The organism is Streptomyces sp. NPDC059256 (genome assembly GCF_042753785.1).
Classification (GTDB): Bacteria; Actinomycetota; Actinomycetes; order Streptomycetales; family Streptomycetaceae; genus Streptomyces.
The window spans coordinates 33,969-59,175 of record NZ_JBHYZO010000033.1 but is presented as its reverse complement, the minus strand read 5'-3'; the positions used below and the strand labels follow the sequence as shown (position 1 = coordinate 59,175).

The following is a 25,207-nucleotide window of genomic DNA, read 5'->3' as shown; positions in this document are numbered from 1 at the left end:
CCCTCACCGCCGAACGCTTCACCGCCAACCCCTACGGCCCACCCGGCACCCGCATGTACCGCACCGGCGACCTCGCACGCCAACGCCCCAACGGCCACATCGAATACCACGGCCGAACCGACCACCAAATCAAAATCCGCGGCTACCGCATCGAACTCACCGAAATCGAAACCGCACTCACCAACCAACCAAACGTCACCACAGCCACCATCACCACCCACCAACCCAACCCCCACACCACCCAACTCACCGCCTACATCACCGGCACAGCAAACCCCACCACCCTACGAAACACCCTCACCCAAACCCTCCCCGACTACATGATCCCCACCCACATCATCCCCCTCACCACCCTCCCCACCACCATCAACGGCAAAATCGACCACACCCAACTCCCCCCACCAACCCACACCAACACACCCACCACCCGCCCCCCACACACCACAGGCGAGGAGATCCTGACGGGCATCTTCGCGGATGCGCTGGGGATGCCGTCGGTCGGTGTGGATGATGACTTCTTCCGGCTCGGTGGGCATTCCCTGCTGGCCACCCGGGTGGTCGCCCGCGTGCGTTCCGCGCTGGGCGTGGAGTGTGGAATCCGGGATGTGTTCGAGGCCCGGACGGCTGCCGCTCTCGACGCCCGGCTCGCCAAGCGGTCCACCGCCCATCGCCCCGCACTCACCGCCACCACCCGCCCCGACCCGCTCCCCCTGTCCTCTGCACAGCAGCGCATATGGCTGATCGACAGCGTCCGCGGGCCCGGTGCCGCGTACAACGTGCCCTTCGCCCTTCGGTTGCGGGGTGCCGTCGACGCGGTGGCACTCGAAGCCGCCGTCCGAGACCTCGTCGCCCGGCACGAGATCCTTCGCACCCTCTATGGGGAGCAGGACGGCGAACCCCACCAGCGCATCCTCCGCGCGGACGAGGTGGGCGTGCCGTTCAGCGTGCGTCAGGTGGCAGCCGACCGGTTGGTCGACGAGGCGCTGTCGAGGTGTCGTGAGGTGTTCGACCTGGCGGTGGACCTGCCGCTGAGGGTCTCCCTGCTGAGTTCGGACGGCGGGGAGCACCTCCTCGTCCTGCTGATGCACCACATCGCGACCGACGAATGGTCGATGGGCCCCCTCCTGACCGACCTCAACACCGCCTACACCGCACGCACCAACGGCCACACACCCAACTTCACCCCACTCCCCGTCCAATACGCCGACTACACCCTCTGGCAACACCAACTCCTCGGCGACCCCCACGACCCCACCTCACTCACCCACCAACAAACCAACCACTGGCGCACCACCCTCGCCCACCTCCCCGAAGAAATACCCCTCCCCACCGACCGCCCCCGACCCCCCACACCCAGCCAGGACGGCGATGTGGTGCCGTTCACGGTGTCCCCGGCGACGGCCGAGGCGCTGACCAGGATCGCCCGTGGGTCGGGCGCGACCATGTTCATGGTGGTGCACGCCGCGGTCGCGGCCCTGCTGCACCGACTCGGCGCGGGCAACGACATCCCCCTCGGCAGCCCGGTAGCCGGCCGGAGCGACGAGTCGCTGGACGGGCTCATCGGCTTCTTCCTCAACACGCTGGTGGTACGGGCGGACGTATCGGGCGCACCCACCTTCACGGAACTGGTGGAACGGGTGAGGAACGCGGGCCTGAGCGCGTTCGCCCACGCGGATCTGCCGTTGGAAGCGGTGGTGGAGGCGGTGGACCCTGAGCGGTCACGGTCGCGCAATCCGCTGTTCCAGACCATGGTGACGTACTACGCCGCGGCATCCGACGTGGACGAGTTCCTCGGGTTGCCCGCGGAGGAAGTGCCACTGGAGATCGGTGGGTCGAAGGTGGACCTGGAGGTGGCGTTCGCCGCCAGCGACGGTGGCAGGGAGCTGTCGGGCGGTATCCGGTACGCGACCGACCTGTTCGACCGTTCCAGTGCCGAAGCCCTCGTCGGACGGCTGCTGCGCCTCCTGGATGCGGTGGCCGCTGACCCGACCGTGCGGGTCGGTGAGATCGAGGTGCTGGAGCCGGTGGAGCACCGGCGCGTGCTCTCGGAGTGGAACGACACCCGAAGGGTCCTGAGCGGGCCCGACACCCTGGCGGCGCTGGTGTCGGCCGGTGCCACCGCGGCCTCTTCCCGGCCCGCTCTGGTCCATGAGGGCGTCGAGCTCTCCCGTGGCGAGTTCGACGCCCGGGTGAACCGGCTCGCCCGCTTGTTGATCGGTCGGGGAGTCGGTCCGGAGTCGGTGGTCGGTGTCGCCCTGCCGCGGTCCTTCGAGCTGCTCGTGGCCGTGCATGCGGTGGTCCGTGCCGGTGGCGCCTACCTCCCGTTGGACCTGTCGCTGCCCGGCGACCGGTTGGAGTACATGGTGGACACCGCGGACCCGGTCTGCGTGATCACCGAACGCACCGCGCTCGCCGTGCTGCCTGCGGGTGTGGAGCCGATCGTCCTGGACGCGCCGGGAATCGGCGCGGAGCTCGCGTCCCTGCCGGGCGACGACCTGGACGCCAGGGAACGGGTCGCGCCGCTGCTGCCGCACCACCCCGCGTACGTGATCTTCACTTCGGGGTCCACCGGCCGCCCCAAGGGAGTCCTGGTGACCCAGGGCGCGATCGTGAACCGGCTGCGTTGGATGCAGGGCGCCTACGGGCTGACCGCCCATGACCGGGTGCTCCACAAGACACCGGCGAGCTTCGACGTGTCGGTGTGGGAGTTGTTCTGGCCGCTCGCCGAGGGCACCCCGCTGGTGATCGCGCGGCCCGACGGCCACAGGGACCCGGAGTACCTGGCCGCCCTGATCCGGGAGCAGCACATCAGTGTGCTGCACTTCGTACCGTCGATGTTGCAGGCGTTCCTCGGTGAGGTGGAGGTGTCGTCCTGCCCGTCGCTGCGGCTGGTGGTGTGCAGCGGCGAGGCGCTTCCGGGCGATCTGGTGGCCAGGTTCCACGCGTCGTCGGGCGGGGGTGCGCCGATCGCGTTGGAGAACCTCTATGGGCCGACGGAGGCGGCGGTGGACGTCACCGCGTTCTCCTGCTCTCCCGGCTCGTCGGTCGCGGAAGCTGCCTCGGTCCCGATCGGGGCACCCGTGTGGAACACCCGGGTGTACGTGCTCGATGCGGGTCTGCGACCGGTGCCGCCCGGTGTCGGGGGCGAGTTGTATCTGGCGGGCGAACAGCTCGCACGCGGCTACGTGGCACGGTCCGCGTTGACGGCGGAGCGGTTCGTCGCCGATCCGTTCGGTGTGCCGGGCGGTCGGATGTACCGCACGGGCGATCTGGCCCGCTGGCGGCACGACGGGCAGTTGGAGTACCTCGGCCGTGCGGACGATCAGGTGAAGCTGCGTGGCTTCCGGATCGAGTTGGGCGAGATCGAAGCCGTGCTGTCGGATGCGCCCGGGGTGGCGCACGCGGTGGTCGTGGTCCGGGAGGACGTGCCGGGGGTGCGTCAGCTCGTGGCGTACGCGGTGCCGGCCGCCGGCGCGCCTTGGGACGTCGACGCGCTGCGCAGGAGGGCGGCCGAGCGGTTGCCCGAGTACATGGTCCCGTCGGTGTTCCTGTCCCTCGACACCCTTCCGACCACGGTGAACGGCAAGTTGGACCGTCGTGCACTGCCGGCCCCGGCACCGGTGGCGCCCGCGTCGACCGCGCCGCCGCGGGAGGGGGAGGGCCCGTTGGGCGTCCTCACCCGGTTGATGGGAGAGGTGCTCGGCAGGGCGGCCGTCGGGCCGGACGACAACTTCTTCGAACTCGGCGGCGACAGCATCGTGTCGATCCGATGGGTGAGCCTGGCGCGCAAGGCCGGGGTGACGATCACGGCCCGGCAGGTCTTCCAGCATCCGACGCCCGCGCAGTTGGTCTCCGTCGCCAAGGTGGCGGACGGTGCGCCTCCTGCCGCCCGACCGGTGGACGACGGTGTGGGAGCACTGCCTTTGCCGCCGATCGCGCAGTGGTTCGCCTCGCGCGGTGGCCCGTTCGAGCGCTTCAGCCAGGCCCGGTTGCTGGTGCTGCCGGCCGGTGTGCGGGAGGAGCAGTTGGTGTCTGCGCTCCAAACCGTGCTGGACCATCACGACGGGCTGCGGCAGGTGCTGTCCGTGCCGCGGCCGGGTGTCTGGGCTGCGGAGGTACGCCCCCGTGGCTCGGTGGACGCCGGGGCCTGCCTCAGCACCGTGTCGGCGCTCGGAGCGGACGGGGTGCCCCTCACCGGGGAGGACCTGCGTCGGCTGATCGCCGATGCATCGGTGCGGGCCGGTGCCGATCTCGATCCCGTCGCCGGCCGGATGGTGCGGGCCGTCCGGTTCGACCGCGGCCCGGGCGAATCCGGCAGATTGCTCATGATCGCCCACCATCTGGTGATCGACGAGGTGTCGTGGCAGATCCTGCTGCCCGATCTGCGGGCCGCCCACGAGGCCGTGGCTGCCGGGCGGACTCCTGTCCTGGATCCGGTGGGCACATCGCTGCGCGCCTGGAACACCCATCTGCTGGCCGAGGCGCACCATCCGCGGCGCCTCGCCGAGGTGGAGCGCTGGTTGGACGCGGATGTGTGCGAACGGCTGTTGACGGATCGGCCGCTGAGCGGTGACCGGGACACCGTCGCCACTGCGCGCGAGTTGACGGTGGAGCTGTCGGCGGGGCGTACGGCGCCGCTGTTGGAGGCGGTGCCCTCCGCGTTCCACGGGACGGTCAATGACACCCTCCTGACCGCGTTGGCACTGGCCGTGGGCGACTGGGCGGCGCGGGCCGGACGCTCGACCGGTGGTAACGGGGTCGGCGTGGAGTTGGAGGGCCACGGCCGGGAGCAGGAGTTGCTGCCGGGTGCGGATCTGACCCGTACGGTCGGCTGGTTCACCAGTCTCTACCCCTTGCGGCTGGGTGCCGGTGCCTATGACCCGGTGGCGGTGCTCGCGGGGCAGGAGGATGCCGGGGCCGCTTTGAAGGAGGTCAAGGAGCTGTTGCGGGCCGTGCCCGACGGAGGTGTGGGGGCCGGGTTGCTGCGGTATGCCAACGCATCCACGGCACGACTCTTCGATGCGGGCGCGCGCCCCGAACTGTTGTGGAACTACCTCGGTCGGCAGACGGCCGAAACCGCCGCGTCCGCGTGGGGCCCGGCCGATGAGTCGGACGCCATCGCGGTGCGACCCGATCCCGAGACTCCGCTCTCCCATGCGCTGGAGATCAACGCGGAGATCGCCGCCGGCCCGGACGGGCCCCGGTTGACCGCTTCCTTCATCTGGGCGGGCGAGACCCTGCCGCAGACGACGGTCAGTGCGATCGCCGACGGTTGGCTGACCGCCCTGGACACCCTGGCCGCCTGGGCGGACGGGGACACCACCGGGGGACACACCCCGTCGGACCTCGACCTGGTCGACCTCGACCAGGACCAGATCACCATGCTCGAAGCAATGTGGAGGGACCAGCAGTGACGCAGGCTCGGATCGAGGACATGCTTCCGCTGTCCCCCTTGCAGCAGGGCATGTTGTTCCATTCGGTGTACGGCGGACCGGATGCGGACGGCGCCGATGTCTACACCGTCCAAGTGACGGTCGCACTGGCGGGGACGGTGGACGCCGAGCGGATGGATCGCGCGGCAGCGGCCCTGCTGCGGCGGCATCCCAATCTGCGCGCGGGCTTCTGGCACGAGGGTGTGCCCCAGCCGGTGCAGTTCATTCCGTCGGCGCTGAAGATATCCCTCACCAGGGCGGATCTGTCGGGTGGCGCGACGGACGCGGAGCCTGCGGCGGCGCTGCGGCGGCTGGAGCGGGAGGAGTTGGCGCAGCGTTTCGCGCTGCACCGTCCACCGCTGCTGCGGCTGGTGCTGGCCCGCACCGGCGCCGACGATCACCGGCTGATCATCACGGTGCACCACATCCTGGTCGACGGCTGGTCGATGCCCCTGCTGGTGGGCGATCTGCTGGCCCTGTACGAGAGCGACGGCGACACCTCGTCCCTCGCCGCGGTGCGTCCCTATCGCGACTACCTCCAGTGGTTGAAGCGGCAGGACCAGCCGGCCGCGGAGTCCGCCTGGCGTACGGCGTTGGAGTCCTTCGACGAGCCCGCGTTGGTCGCACCCGTCGACCCCTCACGGTCCTCGGTCCGCCCGGGCACGGTGGGAGTGGAGCTGACGCGGGACGCCACCGCGCGGCTGACGGCGGCGGCTCGGCGGCTCGGGACCACCCCGAGCACCCTGATCCAGGCCGCCTGGGGGCTGGTGCTCGGTGGGCTGACCGGCCGGGACGACGTGGTGTTCGGGCTGACGGTCTCCGGGCGGCCGGATGAGATTCCGGGTGTGGAATCGATGGTCGGCCTGTTCATCACCACGGTTCCGGTGCGGGTGTCGTTGCGGCCCGCCGAGAGCGTCGCGGGGCTGGTGCGGCGGTTCCGTGACGAGCAGAACGCCCTGCTCGCCCATCACCATCTGGGGCTGCGCCTGATCCAGAAGCATTCGGGCGTGTCGGAGTTGTTCGACACCTTGGTGGTCATCGAGAACTATCCGGTGGATCCGGATGCCCGTCCCGCGCTGTCGGACGGGTTGCGCGTCACCGATGTGCAGGCGCGCGACGCCACCCACTATCCGTTGACGTTGGCCGTGTCCCTGGAGGACCGGGCGCACCTCCAGTTGGAGTACCGGCCCGATCTCTTCGACGAGCGCCGGGCGACGGTGATCGCGGATCGGCTGGCCCGGGTGCTGGACCAGCTCGGTTCGGCTCCGGACACACCGGTGGGTGTGTTGGACCTGTTGACGGTCGCCGAGTCGGAGCAGTTGCGCGAGGGGTGGAGCGGACCGGTGCGGGCCGTGCCCACGGGCACGGTGGCGGACCGGTTCACCGAGCGGGCGGCTCTGGCGCCGGATGCGCTCGCGGTGGTCTCCGGCGCGACCGCCTGGACGTTCGCCGAGGTGGAGGAGCGCGTGGCGCGCCTGGCGGGGCTGCTCGCGGCGCGCGGGGTGGGACCGGAGTCGGTCGTGGCCCTCGCGGTGCCGCGTTCGGCGGATTCCGTGGTGGCGATCCTCGCAGTGTTGCGGGCGGGCGGTGCCTATCTACCGCTCGACCTGGACTATCCGGCGGACCGGTTGGCGTACATGATCGAGGACGCGGCGCCGGTGTGCGTGCTGACGACGACGGCGGCGCTCGGGCTGCTGCCCACCGACGTTGTGCCGGAGCGGATCGTTCTGGACAGTGCGTGGACGACGGCGGAGTTGGCCGCGATCGGCTCCGGCTTCACGCCTTCGCCGGTGGACCCGCAGAGTCCTGCGTACGTGATCTACACCTCGGGTTCCACCGGTCTCCCCAAGGGGGTGGTGCTCACGCACGGGGGACTGGCGAATCTCTATGCCAACCATGTGGATGCGGTGTTCGCTCCGGTGGTGGCGGCCGTCTCGGGGCGGAGGATGCGGGCCCTGCACACCGCGTCGTTCAGTTTCGACACCTCGTGGGAGCAGTTGTTCTGGCTGGTCGCCGGGCATGAGGTGCATGTGCTCGACGAGGTCGAGCGGCGTGATCCGGAGTTCGTGGTCCGCTATGTGCGCGAGCGGCGGATCGACGCCATGGACGTCACCCCGACCTATGCGCAGCAGTTGTTGGAGTGGGGATTGTTGGCGGCGGAGGCGCACCGGCCGGCGTTGCTGCTGCTGGGCGGGGAGGCGGTGCCGGACGGGCTGTGGTCGCAGGTGCGCGCGGCCAGCGGAGTGATGTCGGTGAATCTGTACGGGCCGACCGAGTACACCGTGGATGCGCTGGCGGCGGATCTCGCCGACGGTGTCTCCCCGGTGGTGGGCCGACCCATCGGGAACACATCGGCGTATGTGTTGGATGCGGCGCTGCGTCCCGCGCCGATGGGTACGGTCGGTGAGCTGTACTTGGCGGGTGCGGGGATGGCGCGCGGCTATCTCGGCCGGCACGCGCTCACGGCGGAGCGCTTCCTCGCCGACCCGTACGGCCCGGCCGGTGGCCGGATGTACCGTACCGGCGATCTCGTACGCCTGGGGGGCAACGGCGCGTTGGAGTTCCTGGGCCGCGCCGATGACCAGGTGAAGATCCGGGGGTTCCGGATCGAGCTCGGTGAGGTGGAGGCGGCACTCGCCGCCGTGGACGGGGTGCTGTCGGCCGCCGTGGTGGTGCGTGAGGACACACCCGGGGTGAAGCGGCTGGTGGGCTATGTGACCGGGGACCTCGATCCGTCGGCGGTGCGGGCGGTGTTGGCCGGCTCGCACCCGGAGTACATGGTGCCGGCGGCGGTCGTGGTGGTGGCGGAACTGCCGACGAATGTGAACGGCAAGCTGGACCGGGCCCGGTTGCCGGCCCCGGAGCTGACCGGTTCACAGGGCTCGCGGGCACCCGCGGATGAGCGTGAGGAGGTGCTGTGCCGGGTGTTCGCCGAGGTGCTGGGGCTGAAGTCGGCGGGCGTCGACGACGACTTCTTCGCACTGGGCGGTGACAGCATCGTCTCGATCCAGTTGGTCACCCGTCTGCGCAAGGAAGGGCTGGTGCTCACCCCGCGCGATGTGTTCGAGCGTCGTACGGTGGCGGGGCTGGCCCGGGTCGCGTCCACCTCGTCGCAGCCGGAGAGGGCTTCGGTCTCGGGCCCGCTGGTGGTCCTGGACGAGACGCAGCGCGCCGTGGTCGAGTCGGCCTTCACGGACGCCGAGGAGGTCCTGCCGCTCTCCCCCCTCCAGGAGGGGTTGTACTTCCACGCCGTCTACGACGACAAGGCGCTGGACGTCTATCTGATGCAGAACTTCGTGGAGTTGCTGCACACCGTGGACACGACCGCCCTTCGGTCGTCGTTCGACGCCCTACTGCGTCGACACCCCAATCTGCGGTCGGGCTTCTGGCACGACCGGTTGGACGGTCCGGTGCAGGTGGTGCCGGCCCGTTGGGAGGTGCCGTGGCGCGAGTTGGACTTCACCGGGCTGGACCGGGCCGCCCAGGACGAGGCTTTGCAGGAGTTCTCGTTGGCGGATGCGGCCACCCGGTTCGATCTGGCGGACCCGCCGCTGCTGCGGGTGACGTTGATCAAGTTCGCCGAGGACCGTTGGATGCTGTGTCTGACGCAACATCACATCCTGACGGACGGCTGGTCCGAGTCGTTGTTCTTCGAGGAGTTGTTCGCGCTGTACGCGCGGGGCGGCGACAGCGAAGGGCTGGCTCCCGTCACTCCGTACCGCGACTATCTGCGCTGGCTCGCCGGCACGGATGACGAGGCAGCGGCGACGGCATGGCGCGAGCACCTCGCGGGGCTGGACCAGGCGACGCTGGTGGCACCGGTCGATCCCACCCGGGAGCCGGTGACGGCCGATGTGGTGGAGGTCGTCCTGGACGAGGCGACCAGCGACCGGTTGCGGAGCTTCGCGCGCGGCAGCGGGGTCACCCTCAACACGGTGCTGTCCACGGCGTGGGCGCTGGCCCTGTCGGGGATGACGGGCCGCGACGACGTGGTGTTCGGTGCGACGGTCTCGGGGCGTCCGGCGGAGATCGCCGGAGTGGACCAGATGATCGGCATGTTCATGAACACGCTGCCGTTCCGGGTGTCGTTGCGCCCTGCCGAGTCGCTGCGCGATCTGCTGGTGCGCGTTCAGCAGGAGCACGCTGACCTGCTGCCGCACCACTATCTGGGGCTCGGTCGCATCCAGCAGCTCAGCGGCGTCGGCCAGCTCTTCGACACGCTGTACGTGTTCCGGAACACGCCGTTGGACGACGCGGCCCGGCTGGAGGCCGTGGAGCGCCACCAGATCGGTTGGACGCACAGTGTGGACGGCACCCACTACCCGCTCACGCTGGCGGTCACCCCGGAACGGGCGCTGGAGTTGAGCCTCGCCTACCGACCGGACCTCTACGAGCGGGCGGAAGCGGAGCGCCTCGCCGGTCGGCTGACGCTGCTGGTGGAGCAGTTGGCGGACGGCGGGGCCGCGCCGGTCGGGCGGTTGGCGACGTTGGTCGAGGATGAGCGGGAGTCCCTGCTCGCCCTGGGCAGTGATCTGGGGCATGAGGTCCCGGACATCTCGGTGGTGGACCTCTTCGGCGCTCAGGCCCTGGCCACTCCGCAGGCGACGGCCCTGGTGTTCGATGCGGAACGGCTCACCTACGCCGAGTTGGACGAGCGGGCGAACCGGCTGGCGCGGGCCCTGGTGGCCCGGGGCGCCGGGCCGGAGCGGGTGGTGGCCCTGGGGCTGCCGCGGTCGGCGGACTTCGTGGTGGCACTCTTCGCGGTGCTCAAGACGGGCGCCGCGTATCTGCCGCTGGATCTGGACCATCCCGTGGAGCGGCTGGCGGCCATGGTGGCGGACGCCCGTCCGCTGGTTCTGGTCACCAACGCGCGTGGCCCGGCCCTGTCCGACGTTCCCGTACTGGACCTGGACGGTGCGCCAACGGTGTCCGAGTTGGCGGCGCTGTCGGGAGCGCCGTTGGCACAGGCGGAGTTGACCGGGCCGCGCGACGGCGCCCATCCCGCCTATCTGATCTACACCTCGGGTTCCACCGGGCGGCCCAAGGGCGTGGTGGTGCCGTACTCGGGCCTGACGAACATGCTGCTCAACCATCGTGAGCGGATCTTCGCCCCGGCGATCGAGCGGGCCGGTGCACGGGGCGCCGATCGGCCGCTGCGGGTCGCCCACACCGTGTCCTTCGCCTTCGACATGTCGTGGGAGGAGTTCTTCTGGCTGATCGACGGGCATGAGGTGCACGTCATCGGCGAGGAACTCCGGCTCGACCCGACGGCCCTGACCGCCCACTACGACCGGGTCGGCATCGACGTGGTCAATGTGACCCCGTCGTACGGACAGCAGCTCATCGACGCGGGCCTGTTGGACAAGGACCGGCACCGGCCGCTGCTAGTGCTGCTGGGCGGCGAGGCCGTACCGGACGCGCTGTGGTCGCTGTTGGCGGACTCCGACGGCACGATGGGCTACAACCTGTACGGGCCCACCGAGTACACGATCAATGCGCTGGGCGCCGATGTGGCGGACAGCTCACGCTCGTGCGTGGGCCGGCCCATCTACAACACCCGGGCGTATGTGCTGGACAGTGCGCTGCGACCGGTGCCGTCGGGGGTGCCGGGTGAGTTGTACCTCGCGGGTGCCGGGCTGGCGCGCGGGTACTTCGAACGACCCGCGTTGACGTCCGAACGGTTCGTCGCCGACCCGTTCGGCGCGCCGGGCACGGTGATGTACCGCACGGGCGACCTGGTGCGGTGGCGGACCGACGGTGCGATCGACTACCTGGGGCGCACGGACCACCAGGTGAAGATCCGCGGCTATCGCATCGAACTGGGCGAGATCGAGTCCGCGGTGGCCGACGCACCGGGGGTGGCCGCGGCCGCCGTGGTGGTGCACACCAGCGCCGCGGGGGTCAAGCGGCTGGTCGCGTACACCGTGGCCGCGCACCAGGCCGATCCGCGCGACATCGAGCCGGCACGGCTGCGGGAGAGGCTCGCCGCGGCGCTGCCCGAGTACATGGTGCCCTCCGCGTTCGTCACCGTGGAGGCGATGCCGCTGACGGTCAACGGCAAGGTGAATCACGCCGCGCTGCCGCTACCGGACTTCGGTGACGGAGGAGGCGGCCGAGGAGCCAAGGACGCCCGGGAGGAGGTGCTGTGCCGGGTCTTCGCCGAGGTGTTGGGCCTGGAGCGGGTCGGGGTGGAGGACAACTTCTTCGAGTTGGGTGGTCATTCGCTCCTCGCGATGCGCCTGGTCGGCCGGATCAGGGCAGAACTGGGTGTGCCGGTGCAGGTCGCGACGGTGATGTCCGCGCCGACGGTCGCCGACATCGCGGTGCGGATCGGCTCCGACGCCCGGCGCGATGCCCTACGGGTGGTGATGCCCCTGCGGGAGCGCGGCGCACGGGAGCCGTTGTTCTGCTTCCATCCGGCGTCCGGATTCAGCTGGCAGTACACGGGGCTGCTGCGCCATCTCGACCCGGGCCGTCCGGTGTACGGGGTGCAGTCGCCGGGTCTCACCGGCGCCCTGCCCGACGTGGATGACGTCGCCGCTCTGGCCGAGCTCTATCTGAAGGAGATCCGGGCGGTGCAGCCCGAGGGCCCGTACCACTTCGTGGGGTACTCCTTCGGCGGGACGGTGGCGCACACCCTGGCGGCGCTGCTCCAGGAGCGCGGTGAGGAGGTGGCGTTCCTCGGGCTGCTGGACGCCTATCCGCCGGAGACGGAGGACTGGGCGTTCGTGGACGCCCCCGAGTGGCGTGAGCAGTTGGAGCAGGAGGAGAGCGGGTTCCTGTTGTCGGTGGCCGGACTGGGCACCGACGGGGCATCGGACGGCGAGCCCGCTGCCGGAGCGGTCAGCACCGAGGAGGCCATGGCCGCCATCCGGGACAGCCAGGGACTGCTGGCCGGGTTCGACGACGAACTGCTCGGCGCCATCGTGGACACCAATGTGCACTGTGTCCGGTTGCTCTCGCGCAGTTCGTCCCGCCACTACACGGGCGATGTGGTGTTCTTCACGGCCGCCCGTACAACGGAGGAGGAGGACGCGCCCCAGCGGGTGTGGCCGACATATCTGACCGGCACGCTCACGGAACACGTTCTGGACTGCTCGCACGACGAGTTGATGGACCCGGAGCAGTTGGCGGTGATCGGGCCGGTGTTGGACGCGGCGCTGACCGCCGTCCGGACGGGCTGAGGTCCGGTCCGTCCCGGGGCGCCTGTCCCGGGACGGACTCCGGTCCCACCGATCGGCAGCCACTCACCGCTATAGAGCGTTCCGGGCGGCCGGTGGGGACATCGACGCCAGAAGGCGCCCCACGGCCCTTACACAAGGGCGGTGGGCCCACCGGACGTACAGCGGGTCCGGCATCCCTCGGGGTCCGGACCCGCTGCCGTGCGATGCACGGGGCCTCCTCGCCCCCGCGGGGTGGCAACCGAGTGCGCGGGCCGCTTCGCACCTCCGCGCTCCTGCTCGGCCCGGCTTCCGAGCACTTGGGATCCGATCGGCCGACGAGCACCCGGGATGCGGCCGGCTGGCGAAATCTTCCCCCGTGCCCGGGGTGCGCCATTCCGTGCCGGAGGCGTGAAAGTCCTTGGGGGGCACGGCCAGTTGCCCGTCCGCATCCCGCTTCAGCCGTGACGGAGACCAGGGTGGGCCAATGGCTGAACTTAGGTTAGGCTCACCTAAGAACGAGGAGGATGCTCATGCCTGACCACAGAGCGTTCGGCGGAGAGTTCGCCGACCGTGTGGCACTCGTCACCGGTGCCGGACAGGGCATCGGCGCAGCCGTGACGTGTGCGCTGACCGCTCTCGGTGCAACGGTCGCCGCGACCGACCGGACCGCCGACACCGTCTTCGCCCTGGCCTCGACACTCACCGACGAGTTCAAGGACAACCCGTCGGCCGGCACCGTAACCCCCTTCCCGCTGGACGTCACCGACGTGCACGCGGTCGAGGACACGGTGGACCGGGTGGAGCGCGAACTCGGCGCGGTGGACATCCTGGTGAACGTCGCGGGCATCCTGCGCACCGCGCCGGCCATCGAGTTGACCGACACGGACTGGGCGGAGACCTTCGCCGTCAACACCACGGGAGTCTTCCATCTGTCACGGGCGGTGGTGCGCCGCATGGCCCCCCGTCGCCGCGGCTGCGTCGTGACCGTCGCGTCCAACGCGGCGGGCATCCCCCGCCCGCAGATGGCCGCCTACGCCGCGTCCAAAGCCGCTGCCGTCATGTTCACCAAGTGTCTGGGCCTGGAGATGGCCCGCACGGGCATCCGCTGCAACGTGGTGGCCCCCGGCTCCACGGACACCCCGATGCAACGCGCGCTGTGGACCGACGCATCGGGCCCCGCCACGGTCATCGACGGCGACCCACACCCCGACGCCTACCGCACCGGAATCCCCCTGGGCCGGATCGCGCTCCCCGAGGACATCGCGGACGCCGTGGTCTTCCTCGCCTCCGACCGGGCCCGGCAGATCACCATGCACGACCTCTACGTCGACGGTGGCGCCACCCTGCGCTGATCCCACCGTGCCGAACGGACCGTGGGACCGGCCCCGTGCCGAGCCGCGCACGAGCGGCCCGCGCCCCCGCTCCACCAGAACGCTTCGCTTCCAGAGCGCCACCAGCAACGCACCCTCCCCGCACGTCCCCGCCCCCATCACATCGAGTACGTCGCATACACCGAACACATCGAACACATCGAACAGAGGAGTCACCGTGTCGACGGCTGCCCACGAAGTCGCCACGCACAGAACGTCGGCCGCCCCGGCACACCCCTCCGTGGGAGCGGCCACCTCTCTTCTCGACGCCTACCGCCCGGGGGACCGGTTCCTCGCCACCCCCACCCGCACCCTGCTGGCACGAGGAGTGCACCAACGCGTCCCCGAAGGAAGCCAACCGCTCGCGCACCGGGTGGCGACCGCCCTGGATGACGCCCGCTCCTCACAGTCGGCTCCCCTCGTCATGGGCGCCATCCCGTTCGACCAGTCGGCACCCTCCGCCCTCGTCATCCCGAAGACCGTGCGCTCCGGGCCCGCACTGGCAGCCGACCCCCTCATCGCCCTCCCCGCCGAAAGCGCTCCCGCCGTCGACTGGGAGATACGCACCGAGCCCGAGCCCGAGGCGTACGCCAAGGGCGTGGCCGCAGCCGTGGACCGCATGTGGCGCGGCGAGTTCAGCAAGGTGGTCCTGGCCCGCACGCTCACCCTGTCCAGCGGGAACCCCCTCGATCTCCCGCCAATGGTGCAGCGCCTGGCTCGTCGCGACCCCTCGGGCTACACGTTCGCCCTGCCCACATCGCCCGGTCGCACCCTGCTCGGGGCCAGCCCTGAACTGCTCGTCTCCCGACGTGGTGAACTCCTCGTCGCCAATCCGCTCGCCGGCTCCGTGCCGCGCAGCCCCGATCTCGCCGAAGACGTACGGCGCGCCGCTGGACTCCTCCAGTCCGCGAAGGACCTCCATGAACACGCGGTCGTCGTCGACGCCGTCCACCAGGGCATGGGCCGGTTCTGTCACAGGATCGATGTGCCCGCGCGGCCCACTCTGATCAGGACCGCCACCATGTGGCACCTCTCGACCACCGTCACCGGCGTACTCGCCACGCCCGAGGCATCCGCCCTGGAGATCGCCTGTGCACTGCACCCCACCCCGGCGGTGTGCGGAACCCCCACCGCGCTCGCCCGTGAGGTGATCGGCGAGACGGAGACCTTCGACCGGGGCTTCTTCACCGGCATCGTCGGCTGGGGCACCCCGGAGGGCGACGGCGAATGGGTCGTCACCATCCGCTGCGCCGAGGCGACCGAACGCTCCATGCGGCTCTACGCCGGCGCCGGTGTGGTCGCCGCGTCCGAGCCCGAGGCCGAGACGGCGGAGACCGCCGCCAAGTTCCATACCTTCCTCAACGCAGTGGGAGCCCAGCTGTGACCGCCTATCCCGCAGAAGCCCTGCTGGCACCCGCCGAAGAGGTCCTCGGATACGAGACCCCCACCTGGCCGACGGAGTTCGCCGACCGCTACCGTGCCGCCGGCTGGTGGCGGGGCGAAACCTTCGGCAGGATGTTGCGCGAGCGGGCCGCTGAGCACCCGGAACGGATCGCCATCGTCGATCCGACGGGCGGCCCGGACGGCGGTCGACGCACCTGGACCTACGGCGAACTGGATCTGCGCGCCGACCGGCTGGCGGCGGGATTCATCGCCCGCGGCATCAGCAAGGGCGACCGGGTCGTCGTACAGCTCCCGAACGTGGCCGAGTTCTTCGAGGTCGTCTTCGCACTGTTCCGGATCGGCGCCCTGCCCGTCTTCGCGCTGCCGGCCCACCGCAAGAGCGAGATCGTCTACTTCTGCACCTTCACCGAGGCCGTCGCCTACGTCATTCCGTCCGAGCACGACGGCTTCGACTACCGGACGCTGGCCGCCGTCGCCTGCGCCGAGGCCCCCTCGCTCAAGCATGTGTTCGTCACCGGTGGTGACGCGGGCTACTTCGAGGACCTGGCGGACGTACCGGCCGCGCCGATCGGACTCGGCGGGCCCGCGCCCCACGAACTCGCCTTCCTCCAGCTGTCCGGGGGCAGCACCGGTGTACCCAAGTTGATCCCCCGGACCCACGACGACTACATCTACTCGCTGCGCGGCTCCAACGACATCTGTGCCGTCGACGAGGACAGCGTGTACCTCTGTGTGCTGCCCGCTGCACACAACTTCCCGCTCTCCTCGCCCGGTTCACTGGGCACGCTGTACGCCGGCGGTCGAGTGGTGCTGTGCCCCCAGCCGGTGCCCGATGTGGCCTTCCGGCTGATCGAGAGCGAGGGTGTCACCATCACCGGGCTGGTGCCGCCGCTGGCCATCGTGTGGACCGAGGCGGCCCCCCGCAGCGCCTACGACCTGAGCAGCCTCGACGTACTGCTCGTCGGCGGTGCCAAGTTCAGCGAGGAGGCCGCCCGCCGGGTGCGCCCGGCGCTGGGATGCACCCTGCAACAGGTGTTCGGCATGGCGGAGGGACTGGTCAACTACACCCGGCTCGACGACCCGCTGGAGACGGTCATCACCACCCAGGGCAGGCCGATCTCCCCCGACGACGAGATCCGGATCGTCGACGACGAGGACAACGACGTGCCGCCCGGTGCCACCGGCCATCTGCTGACCCGCGGCCCGTACACGATCCGCGGCTACTGGAACGCGCCGGAGCACAACGCCCGCTCCTTCACCGAGGACGGCTTCTACCGCACCGGCGACATCGTCCGGCAGACCGCGAGCGGCCACCTCGTGGTGGAGGGGCGCGCCAAGGACCAGATCAACCGCGGCGGGGAGAAGATCGCCGCCGAGGAGGTGGAGAACCACATCCTCGCCCACCCGGCCGTGCACGACGCCAATGTGGTGGCCGAACCCGACCCCTATCTCGGCGAGCGGACCTGCGCCTACGTCATCGTGCGCTCCGGCGCCGCACCACTGCGCGCCCTGGACGTCAAGAAGTTCGTGCGCGAACGGGGGCTGGCCGCCTACAAGGTGCCGGACCGGGTGGTGTTCGTCGACACCTTCCCCAAGACGGGTGTGGGCAAGGTGTCGAAGAAGGACCTCCGCGCGGTGACTCCGGCCCCCGACCCGGCCGGATAGCCCCTCAGCAGGCCATGGCCGTCCGACCCGTCAGGCCCCAGGGTCGGACGGCCGTGGTCCCCCCTTTCCTCCACCTCCCGGCCCATGCTCAACCGCCGGCTGTCCACTCAGCACTCGACCACCACCCGACACCGAAAAGGACCACTTCCATGGCACTGCCCGCCATCGCGCCCTATCCGATGCCCCCATCGGACGGGCTCCCCACCAATCGGGTGGAGTGGACGGTGGACCCGGATCGGGCAGTGCTGCTCGTCCACGACCTCCAGAACTACTTCCTCTCCGCGTACGACACCCGGGCCGAGCCGGTGACCACCCTGCTGCACCACGTGGCCCAGCTACGCAAGGACGCGTCCCGGCTCGGCGTCCCGGTCATCTACACCGCGCAACCGGGCGGCCAGACACCCGAGGAGCGCGGTCTCCAGCAGGACTTCTGGGGACCGGGCCTACCCGCGGACGCGAACGCAGCCGCCATCGCCGAAGCCGTCGCCCCCGCGGCCGGCGACACCGTGCTGACCAAGTGGAAGTACAGCGCTTTCGTCCGTACCGAACTGCGCGAACTGCTGCGCGAGCAGGGCCGCGACCAGCTGATCATCACCGGTGTCTACGCCCACATCGGAGTCCTGACGACGGCCTGCGACGCCTGGATGCAGGACATCCAGGCATTCCTGGTCGCCGACGCCGTGGCGGACTTCTCGGAGCGCGAGCACCGGATGGCCCTGGAATGGGCGGCGGGACGCTGTGCCCATGTGACCACCTCCGACCGGGTCTTCTGAAGGACTCCCCCGCCCCGAAGGCTCATCCCCCGCAGCGGTGAACGGCCCTCCGCCCGGGCCGCAGGGGGCCGAGCACGCGCTCACCCCAACAGGTGACCCGGGCGGACATCGCCCGCCTCCCGACCGCGTGACGGCTATGAAGGCAGTGGCCGCCGCCCGGGAGGATCCCATGCCACCGTCGCTCATCGAACGAGAGACCCCACTCGACCGGTTGCGGACCCTGGTGGAGCGGGCCACCGTGAGCCACGGGGGTCTCGTCCTGGTCACCGGAGACGCCGGGATCGGCAAGACGACCCTGGTACGCCGGGCCGCTGACGATGCCGTGTGCGCCGGTGCGCTGGTCCTGCGGGGCGCCTGTTGGGACGCGGACAGCTCACCGGGCTACTGGCCCTGGACCCAGACCGTGCGCAGTCTGCGACGCAGTGCGCGCGACGACGAGTGGTCACGTGCGAGCGAAGCCGCCGCAGGACTGCTGCCCGTCCTGCTGGGCGAGGCCACCACCGACGAGGACGTGGAACGGTTCCGGCTGTTCGACGCGGTGACCAGCCTGTTGATCGTCACCTCGCAGTCCCGTCCCGTCCTGATGGTCATCGAAGACCTGAACCGCGCGGACGCCGCTTCGCTGAGCCTGCTGGAATTCGCGGCCCAACACGCCTGGTACGAGCGGCTCCTCCTGATCGGCACCTATCGCGACACCGAGGTGGAGCGGCCCGACCACCCGTTGCGCCCCCTGCTCGGCCCGCTGACCGCGAAGGCCACGACGATCCAGCTCAGCGGGCTGACACCGCCCGGCGTGGCCGAGCTGATCACCCGTACCGCGGGGAGAAGGCCGACGCCTGAGCTCGTCGAAGCGGTGCACCGGCGCACCGGGGGCAACCCCTTCTTCGTCGAGGAGAGCGCCCGGCTGTGGTCCGCCGGGCAGCCCCTCACCGCCGTATCGCCCGGGGTGCACGACGCCCTGCGCCATCGACTCGACCTGATCAGCGAGCCGGTCGTCGAACTGCTCCGGGCAGCGGCCGTTCTCGGCGGGCGCTTCGATCCCGGTGTCCTCGCCACCATGACGGCGCTCACCCGCTCCCAGGTGGACGCGCTCCTCGCGGAGGCCGAGCGGACCCGGGTGGTCGTCCCGTCGGGGGAGGACCGGATCGACTTCGCCCACGACCTCGTCCGCGAGTGCCTCTACGGCTCGCTGGACGGACCGCGGCTGCGCAGGCTGCACGCCGCCGCGGCACGGGCGCTGCTCGCTCCGCGCCCCACCGGGCATCCGGTGGGCGGGGAGGTCTCCGTGCACACCACCGAGCTGGCCCGCCACGCCTACTTCGCCGGCGCGGAGTTGCCGCACACGACGGCCGTGGAGCTGCTGCTCTCGGCGGCCCGGCTCGCCGCGGGTCGACTGGCGAGCGAGGAGGCGGCGGGCCACTTCCGGCGTGCGCTCGATCGCCTCGACACCGGTATCGAGGCCCCGGATCCACAACGGATCCTGGTCGCCCTGGAACTCGGTCTGCAACTGCAACTCAGCGGAGAGTACGAGCAGTCCTGGCTGGTCTTCGCCGACGCCGCGGCGCTGGCCCGACAGCTGGGCGATGCCCCGCTGCTGGGCCGTGTCGCGCTCACCCTGTACGGAGCGGACGGCCAGGGCGACGAGCGGGGGCTACGGGCGCGGGCGCTGCGGTGGGCACGGGACCTGCTGGCTCCCCAAGGGACTCCCGTGGGTGACGGAGCGCGCGGGAGGGACGATCCGGCCGCCGTCGTGGCCCGTTCGGTGATCGCCGCCGCCCGCACCGCGCAGGACGACGAGGCCCTGCGGCTGGGACTGTGGGCCCGCCTCCACGCCGTGTGGGAGCCGAGCACCACGGCGGAGCGCGTTGCCATCGCCGGAGAGTTGACACAGGTGTCACGACGTCGTGGTGATCGGTGGATGGAACTCCTCGGTGCCTCCATGCGCTGGGTTGCCCTGTTGGAGCAGGGCGATCCACGGTTCCTCGACCAGTTCCACGCCCTCGTCGCCGCCTCCCGGTCGGGCGAGGCCCCGCACCGCAATCTGACGTCGATCATCGACCGCAGTGTGGTCCATGCCCTCATGGGCCGCTTCGACGAGGCCGCGGAACTGCTGGACGCGGCCGTCGAGCTCACCGGCCGACACCCCAACTACTACCGGTACTTCATCGGCCACCAGCGGTGGGTGCTGCCCGTGCTCCAGGGTCGGTTCGCGAGCCTGCCCGAGGTCCACTCGGCCCTGCGATCGGCGGAACATCCCACGTCCGAGCTGTTGCTTGCGCTGACCGCCCTGGAACGAGGGGAGCGCGTGAGCGCACCCGTTCCCCGGCCGGGCCAAGGGACGGGGGACCACGAGGTGCTCAACCGGAGCGTCCTGCCCCTATGGCTGCGCTACCAGGCCCAACAGGCCGCCGCGACCCGGGACCCCGAGCAGTGCGCGCGGGCCCGGGCCGACTTGCTGCCGTACGAGGGCCAGTGGCTGGTGTCGGCGTACGGCTGGGACATCAGCGGGCCCACGGCCCTGTGGGTGGGGCTGCTGGACGCGGCCCAGGAGCGCTGGGACGCCGCGGTCCTGCGGTTCACCGAGGCGCAACGCAGTGCCGAACGGCTCCATGCACGGCCCTGGTCGGCCCGGGCGGGCGGTGAACTCGCCGCCGCGCTGCTGGCTCGGGGCGGCGGCGGTGATCGGGAACGGGCGGCGAAGCTGGTGAACCAGGTCCTCTCGGAGGCGCAGGAGCTGGGCATGGTGCATATCGCCGCCCGCGCCAGGGAGCTGGCCACGGCCACCCACCGGCCCACACCCACACCCACACCCGGACCCGGACCCGGACCCGGATCAGCGTCGGTACCAGCACCAGCACCGGCACCGGTCACAACAAGTGCGGTTCCGGCGTACGAGTTCTCCCACCAGGGCGCCGTGTGGCGGCTGCGGTTCGACGGTCGGACCGTGCACATGCCGGACGCCAAGGGACTCAGGGACCTTCATGCACTGCTGGGCCAGCCGGGCCAACCGGTGCCGTCCGTGCGGTTGCTCAATCCACAGGGCGGCGAGGTCGTCGTGGCGGCGGCTGCCCTCGGCGGTGATCCGGTGTTGGACGAGGAGGCTAAGGCCCGATACCGCGCCAGGCTGGCGCGCCTCGACGAGGAGATCGACCGGGCGGACGCCCTCGGTGACGATCTGCGCGCCGCCGAGTACGACCAGGAGCGGCAGGCCCTGATCGACGAGCTGCGACGGGCCGTGGGGCTGGGCGGACGGACCCGCAGACTGGGCGACGAGGCCCAGCGCGCCCGCAAGAACGTCACCGGCCGCATCCGGGACGTCCTGCGCCGCCTCCACGAGCACCATCCCGAACTGGCGACGCATCTGGAGGCGACGGTCTCCACGGGCACCTCCTGCGTCTACGCACCTGAGGATGCCGTGCCCTGGCGACTGTGACGCGCCACCGGGGCACCCGGTGTACGCGGTCCGGGGTCCGCCCGCTCGGGTGGCGGCCAAGGGGCCCCGGGCCGGGCGCCGGGCGCGCCGCGTGCCGGAGGCCGCACCGAGGTGCCAGATTGCGTACGCCGACCGCCAGATCTGATCTGGCGCCCCAGTCGTAGAGCACCACGGTCACCATCGGCTCAGCAGCCAAGGAGCGCACACCCCCCATGAGCACCGCACGAAGGGCCTGGACCACGGCCCTGTTCACCGTGGCGGCGCTGACCGCCGTACTGGGCGTCACACCGCACCGGGCGCCCGTGGTCGAAGCGCCGGACGAACTCACCGTGAGGGTCGACACGGGCCAGCTGCGCGGGGTCCGCTCCGGCGCACACCGGGTCTTCTTCGGCATCCCCTACGCCGGGCCACCGACCGGGGTCCATCGCTGGGCCGCGCCGCGCCCGGCCGGGCACTGGTCGGGGGTCCGGGATGCGAGCCGGCCGGGCCCGCTGTGTCCGCAGGTGCCGTCCGCGTACGCCGACATCTCCAGTCTGGAGGAGGACTGCCTGGTCCTCAATGTGACCGCACCGCCGAAGGGCCGGGGCGGCCCACGGCCGGTCCTGGTGTGGATCCACGGTGACGGCTCGGTCGGCGGGGGCGAGTTCTTCGGCGCTCGGGGCTTGGCCGACCGGGGGGTCGTCGTGGTGACGATCAACTACCGGCTCGGGATCTTCGGAGGGTACGCACAGCAGGGACTGCTTGGCTCGGGGACGTTCGGGCTCCAGGACCAGCAAGCGGCGTTGCGTTGGGTGCAACGCAACGCCCCCTCTTTCGGTGGTGACCCCTCACGGGTGACGGTGGCCGGTTCGTCCTTCGGGGCGTCGGCCATCACGGGCCATCTGACCTCGCCCGGGGCCCGCGGCCTCTTCCACCGTGCCGTGCTCTCCAGCGGGGAGGGCATGATGGACATGCCGGCCGGAATGATGGGTCCCGAAGTGCCCGGGTATCCCTGGTACGTCTGGCGCCCGGCGCAGGAGATGCGCGAGATCAGTGCGGAGATGACGGCGTCACTGGGCTGCGCTTCGGCCGATCCGGCACGGACCTTGGAGTGTCTGCGGGGACTGCCGGTGAAGACGATCCTGAAGGTGCCCCACATCATGAACGCCTTCCAGGCGTTCGGCTACGGCAACGAGGTCCTGCCGCAACTACCGCCCGATGCTCTCAGCGCAGGGCGTTTCCATCGGGTGCCGGTGCTATCGGGTGCGACGTTGGACGAACACCGCACCTTCGTCGGGATGCAGTACGACGCCGTGGGCACGCCGTTCACCACCGATGACTACGACCGGGCACTGAGCACGGCCTTCGGGGCGGATGCCGCCGTGGTGGCCCGTGCGTACCCCGTGACCGACTTCCCCTCGCCTGCGTTGGCATGGGCCACGGTGGTCACCGACCGGATGTGGGCCCTGGGCACCGCGGCGCAGCACTCCGTGTTGTCACAGCGGGTTCCGTTGTACGCGTACGAGTTCGCCGATCGTGATGCCCCGATGTACCTTCCGCTGCCCGGTGACTTCGACTTCGGCGCCTTCCACGCGGGAGACACGCCCTATGTGTTCGACGATGCGGAGGCCCGCGCTCACTTCACGCCCGCACAGTGGCGGCTTTCGGACACGATGACGGACTACTGGGCGGCCTTCGCCCGTACCGGAGCACCGGCCGCGGCCCAGGGGGTGCCGCCCTGGCCTCGGTACGCACCGGGCGCGCCGGTGCCGTACACGCAGTCCCTGGCTCCCGATGCGATCGGTCCGGTCGACTATGCGCGCGGGCATCGACTGGAGTTCTGGCAGCGGCTGGGCTGAGCCCGCAGAGCCCCGCACCCCCGCGTCTGGTTGCCCCGGGGCGCCTCACACCGCGCGTCCCGACACCAGCCGTTCGGCGACGCCCAGTCGAGCGGCCCACTCCAGGGCGGTGGATATCCGGGGCTCCTGGGGGAGGGAACTGAACACGGAGGCGGAGTCCATCAGGTCCTGGAGTGCGGTGGCATTCACGGTCCCCCGTTCGACCCGGGAGATGAAACGCTCGGCGGCCCGCCGATCACGGTAACCGGCGTCAGCGAAGCTGTTGGCGAGGGACCGGTCGTCGAAGATCCCGGCGTATCCGTCACAGGAGGCGACGAGACCGTCGTCCGCGACGAAGTCGGGGTAGGGAGCACGGCTCCAGTGGCCCTCCTCCCACCAGTAGAGGTAACCGAGTTCATGGGCGTCGTTCATGTCCCGCAACTGGTGGTGCGGCAGCCAGTCGGGGGCGCCGGCGAGGAGGTCGACGGGGCCGGGCCCGCGGTGGATGGTGTCACTGCAGTCCACGTCCTGACCGTAGAAGAGCGCTCGACCGTCGGGCCTGAGGGCGAGTGTCCATCCGCCGTTGGAATGGGCGCAGGACAGCGCGCAGTCACTCAGGCGGAACACCGGCCTCGCGGTTCTGGTGGCGGCGATCAGTACGACGACGACGGCGCGTTCCCACATCCGTTCAGGTCGACCTAATTGCGCAGGAATCGCCAACACGTTGGTCATCTCTGTCCTTGTTGTCAACGCAAAGTGTTGCTGACCGAACATTCAGCGTTACCGAACCATAAGGCCGGACGAAGTGTCGACGCCAACGCAGCGTGGGCGAGGAGCACCGCAGGAGTTGCCGTCCATGGTCGAACGAGCCGGGTTGATCCCTTTCTGTGCCATCCGGGCTTGCAGGGACTCACTGTGATGGATCGGCATTCAACGCACCAAGGGAAGCTGGGGACATGAGGCTGAGCAGCAAAAACGCAGCGTCTCCGGTGGGCATCACCGGAGACGCGGGGGAGGGTCAGACGATCGTGCACACCAACCAGGGCGCACGGGCCACCGGACCTTCATCCAGGACCGTTCGATTGAGCGGGGGCAGCGCTGGGCACCCCGTGCTGAGGTGAGGGACCTCTTTCGCACTCATGGAGTGAACGTAGCCGCAGACGTCGACCTCGTGTTCGCATTTGCTTATCGTTTACCGAGTCCTCATCACAGACCGGGACGGACAACACCGAAGCCTTCAAACAACCGCATATGACTGCGCGAGGGCCTCGCCCGACGGCCGGGACGATGGTGCTCCGTTTGAGGAGCACGGTCCGGCACGGGGTGATATCGATGCCTGCCGGTACCACCCCTTCCGCGCACGATGGGCGAATGCCAGTACCGTGGCGGCGATGTTCTCCACTTCGGGCCCCACCCTCCGCGAACTCACCGTGCAGGCGCTCTCCTCGATCGAACGCGGCTACGACCTGCTCGCGCCCAAGTTCAACGCCACGCCCTTCCGCACCCCTGATCGCATCCTCGATCCGGTGACCGACGCGATCCGGACGCTCGGCCCCTTCCGCAGCGGCCTCGACCTCTGCTGTGGCACCGGGGCGGGCATGGGCGTCCTGCGGGAGGTGTGCACGGAACGGATCACGGGCGTGGACTTCAGCGCGGGGATGCTCGCCGAGGCGCGTTCGTCGCTGTCCACGCCAACGGACGGACCGCACACCGGCTGGGTGCGCGCCGACGCCCTGGCCCTCCCCTTCAACCACGCCTTCGACCTGGCCGTGAGCTTCGGTGCGTTCGGCCACTTCCTGCCCGCGGAACGCCCGCGGCTCTTCGCCGAGGTCCACCGGGCCCTCCGACCGGGCGGGGTGTTCGCCTTCCCCCTGCCCGCACCGCCCCGTGTCGGCTCCCCCGCGTATCTGACCCTCTGGGCCTTCGATGCGGCGATGCGGGTGCGCAATGCGCTGTGGCGGCCGTCCTTCGTGATGTACTACCGCACCTTCCGACTGCACGAGGTGCACAGGGAGCTGATCGACGCCGGATTCACGGTGGAGCTCAGTCCGTTGGAGCAGTTGGGTCGGCTGCCGGACGGCAGTCCCCGCTGCCGTCTGGTCGTGGCACGCCGCCCCGTCTAAAACCGTCCGTCCGCCCGCTTCCCGGCC

Annotated in this window: 10 protein-coding genes; 9 read left to right on the top strand and 1 reads right to left on the bottom strand. The window is 70.4% G+C overall.

Going from position 1 to position 25,207, the window contains the following annotated elements; translation table 11 throughout:
- Positions 1 to 53: 53 nt before the first annotated feature.
- The 8 genes from ACFXJL_RS33450 to ACFXJL_RS33415 all read left to right on the top strand — a co-directional run bounded on the left by ACFXJL_RS33450 (position 54) and on the right by ACFXJL_RS33415 (position 23,078).
- A complete protein-coding gene (locus ACFXJL_RS33450) occupies positions 54 to 5,414 on the top strand; it encodes an amino acid adenylation domain-containing protein (RefSeq protein WP_384698948.1) in 5,361 nt (1,786 codons plus the stop codon).
- Between the two features lie 20 nt (positions 5,415 to 5,434).
- A complete protein-coding gene (locus tag ACFXJL_RS33445) occupies positions 5,435 to 12,616 on the top strand; it encodes an amino acid adenylation domain-containing protein (protein ID WP_384698953.1) in 7,182 nt (2,393 codons plus the stop codon).
- 509 nt (positions 12,617 to 13,125) lie between these two features.
- Positions 13,126 to 13,947, top strand: a complete 822-nt coding sequence (locus tag ACFXJL_RS33440; protein WP_384643624.1) for a 2,3-dihydro-2,3-dihydroxybenzoate dehydrogenase — start codon at positions 13,126 to 13,128, stop codon at positions 13,945 to 13,947.
- Between the two features lie 196 nt (positions 13,948 to 14,143).
- Complete coding sequence (locus tag ACFXJL_RS33435) at positions 14,144 to 15,349, top strand: isochorismate synthase (RefSeq protein ID WP_384698945.1); 1,206 nt, start codon at positions 14,144 to 14,146, stop codon at positions 15,347 to 15,349.
- 23 nt (positions 15,350 to 15,372) lie between these two features.
- Positions 15,373 to 17,034: a (2,3-dihydroxybenzoyl)adenylate synthase gene (locus tag ACFXJL_RS33430; protein WP_384698950.1), complete on the top strand. Its 1,662-nt coding sequence runs from the start codon at positions 15,373 to 15,375 to the stop codon at positions 17,032 to 17,034.
- 149 nt (positions 17,035 to 17,183) lie between these two features.
- On the top strand, positions 17,184 to 17,807 hold the full coding sequence (locus ACFXJL_RS33425) for an isochorismatase family protein (RefSeq protein ID WP_384698942.1): 624 nt from the start codon (positions 17,184 to 17,186) through the stop codon (positions 17,805 to 17,807).
- Positions 17,808 to 17,976: 169 nt separating this feature from the next.
- A complete protein-coding gene (locus ACFXJL_RS33420) occupies positions 17,977 to 21,240 on the top strand; it encodes an AAA family ATPase (RefSeq protein WP_384698939.1) in 3,264 nt (1,087 codons plus the stop codon).
- A 212-nt stretch (positions 21,241 to 21,452) separates the two neighbouring features.
- Positions 21,453 to 23,078, top strand: coding sequence for a carboxylesterase/lipase family protein (locus tag ACFXJL_RS33415; protein WP_384698935.1), 1,626 nt, complete (start codon positions 21,453 to 21,455; stop codon positions 23,076 to 23,078).
- 45 nt (positions 23,079 to 23,123) lie between these two features.
- Here the strand turns inward: ACFXJL_RS33415 and ACFXJL_RS33410 are convergent, their stop codons facing one another.
- Positions 23,124 to 23,789, bottom strand: a complete 666-nt coding sequence (locus ACFXJL_RS33410) for a hypothetical protein (RefSeq protein WP_383542094.1) — start codon at positions 23,787 to 23,789, stop codon at positions 23,124 to 23,126.
- Between the two features lie 659 nt (positions 23,790 to 24,448).
- Between ACFXJL_RS33410 and ACFXJL_RS33405 the strand changes: the two genes are divergently transcribed.
- Positions 24,449 to 25,180: a class I SAM-dependent methyltransferase gene (locus tag ACFXJL_RS33405; RefSeq protein ID WP_384698931.1), complete on the top strand. Its 732-nt coding sequence runs from the start codon at positions 24,449 to 24,451 to the stop codon at positions 25,178 to 25,180.
- Positions 25,181 to 25,207 lie beyond the last annotated feature (27 nt).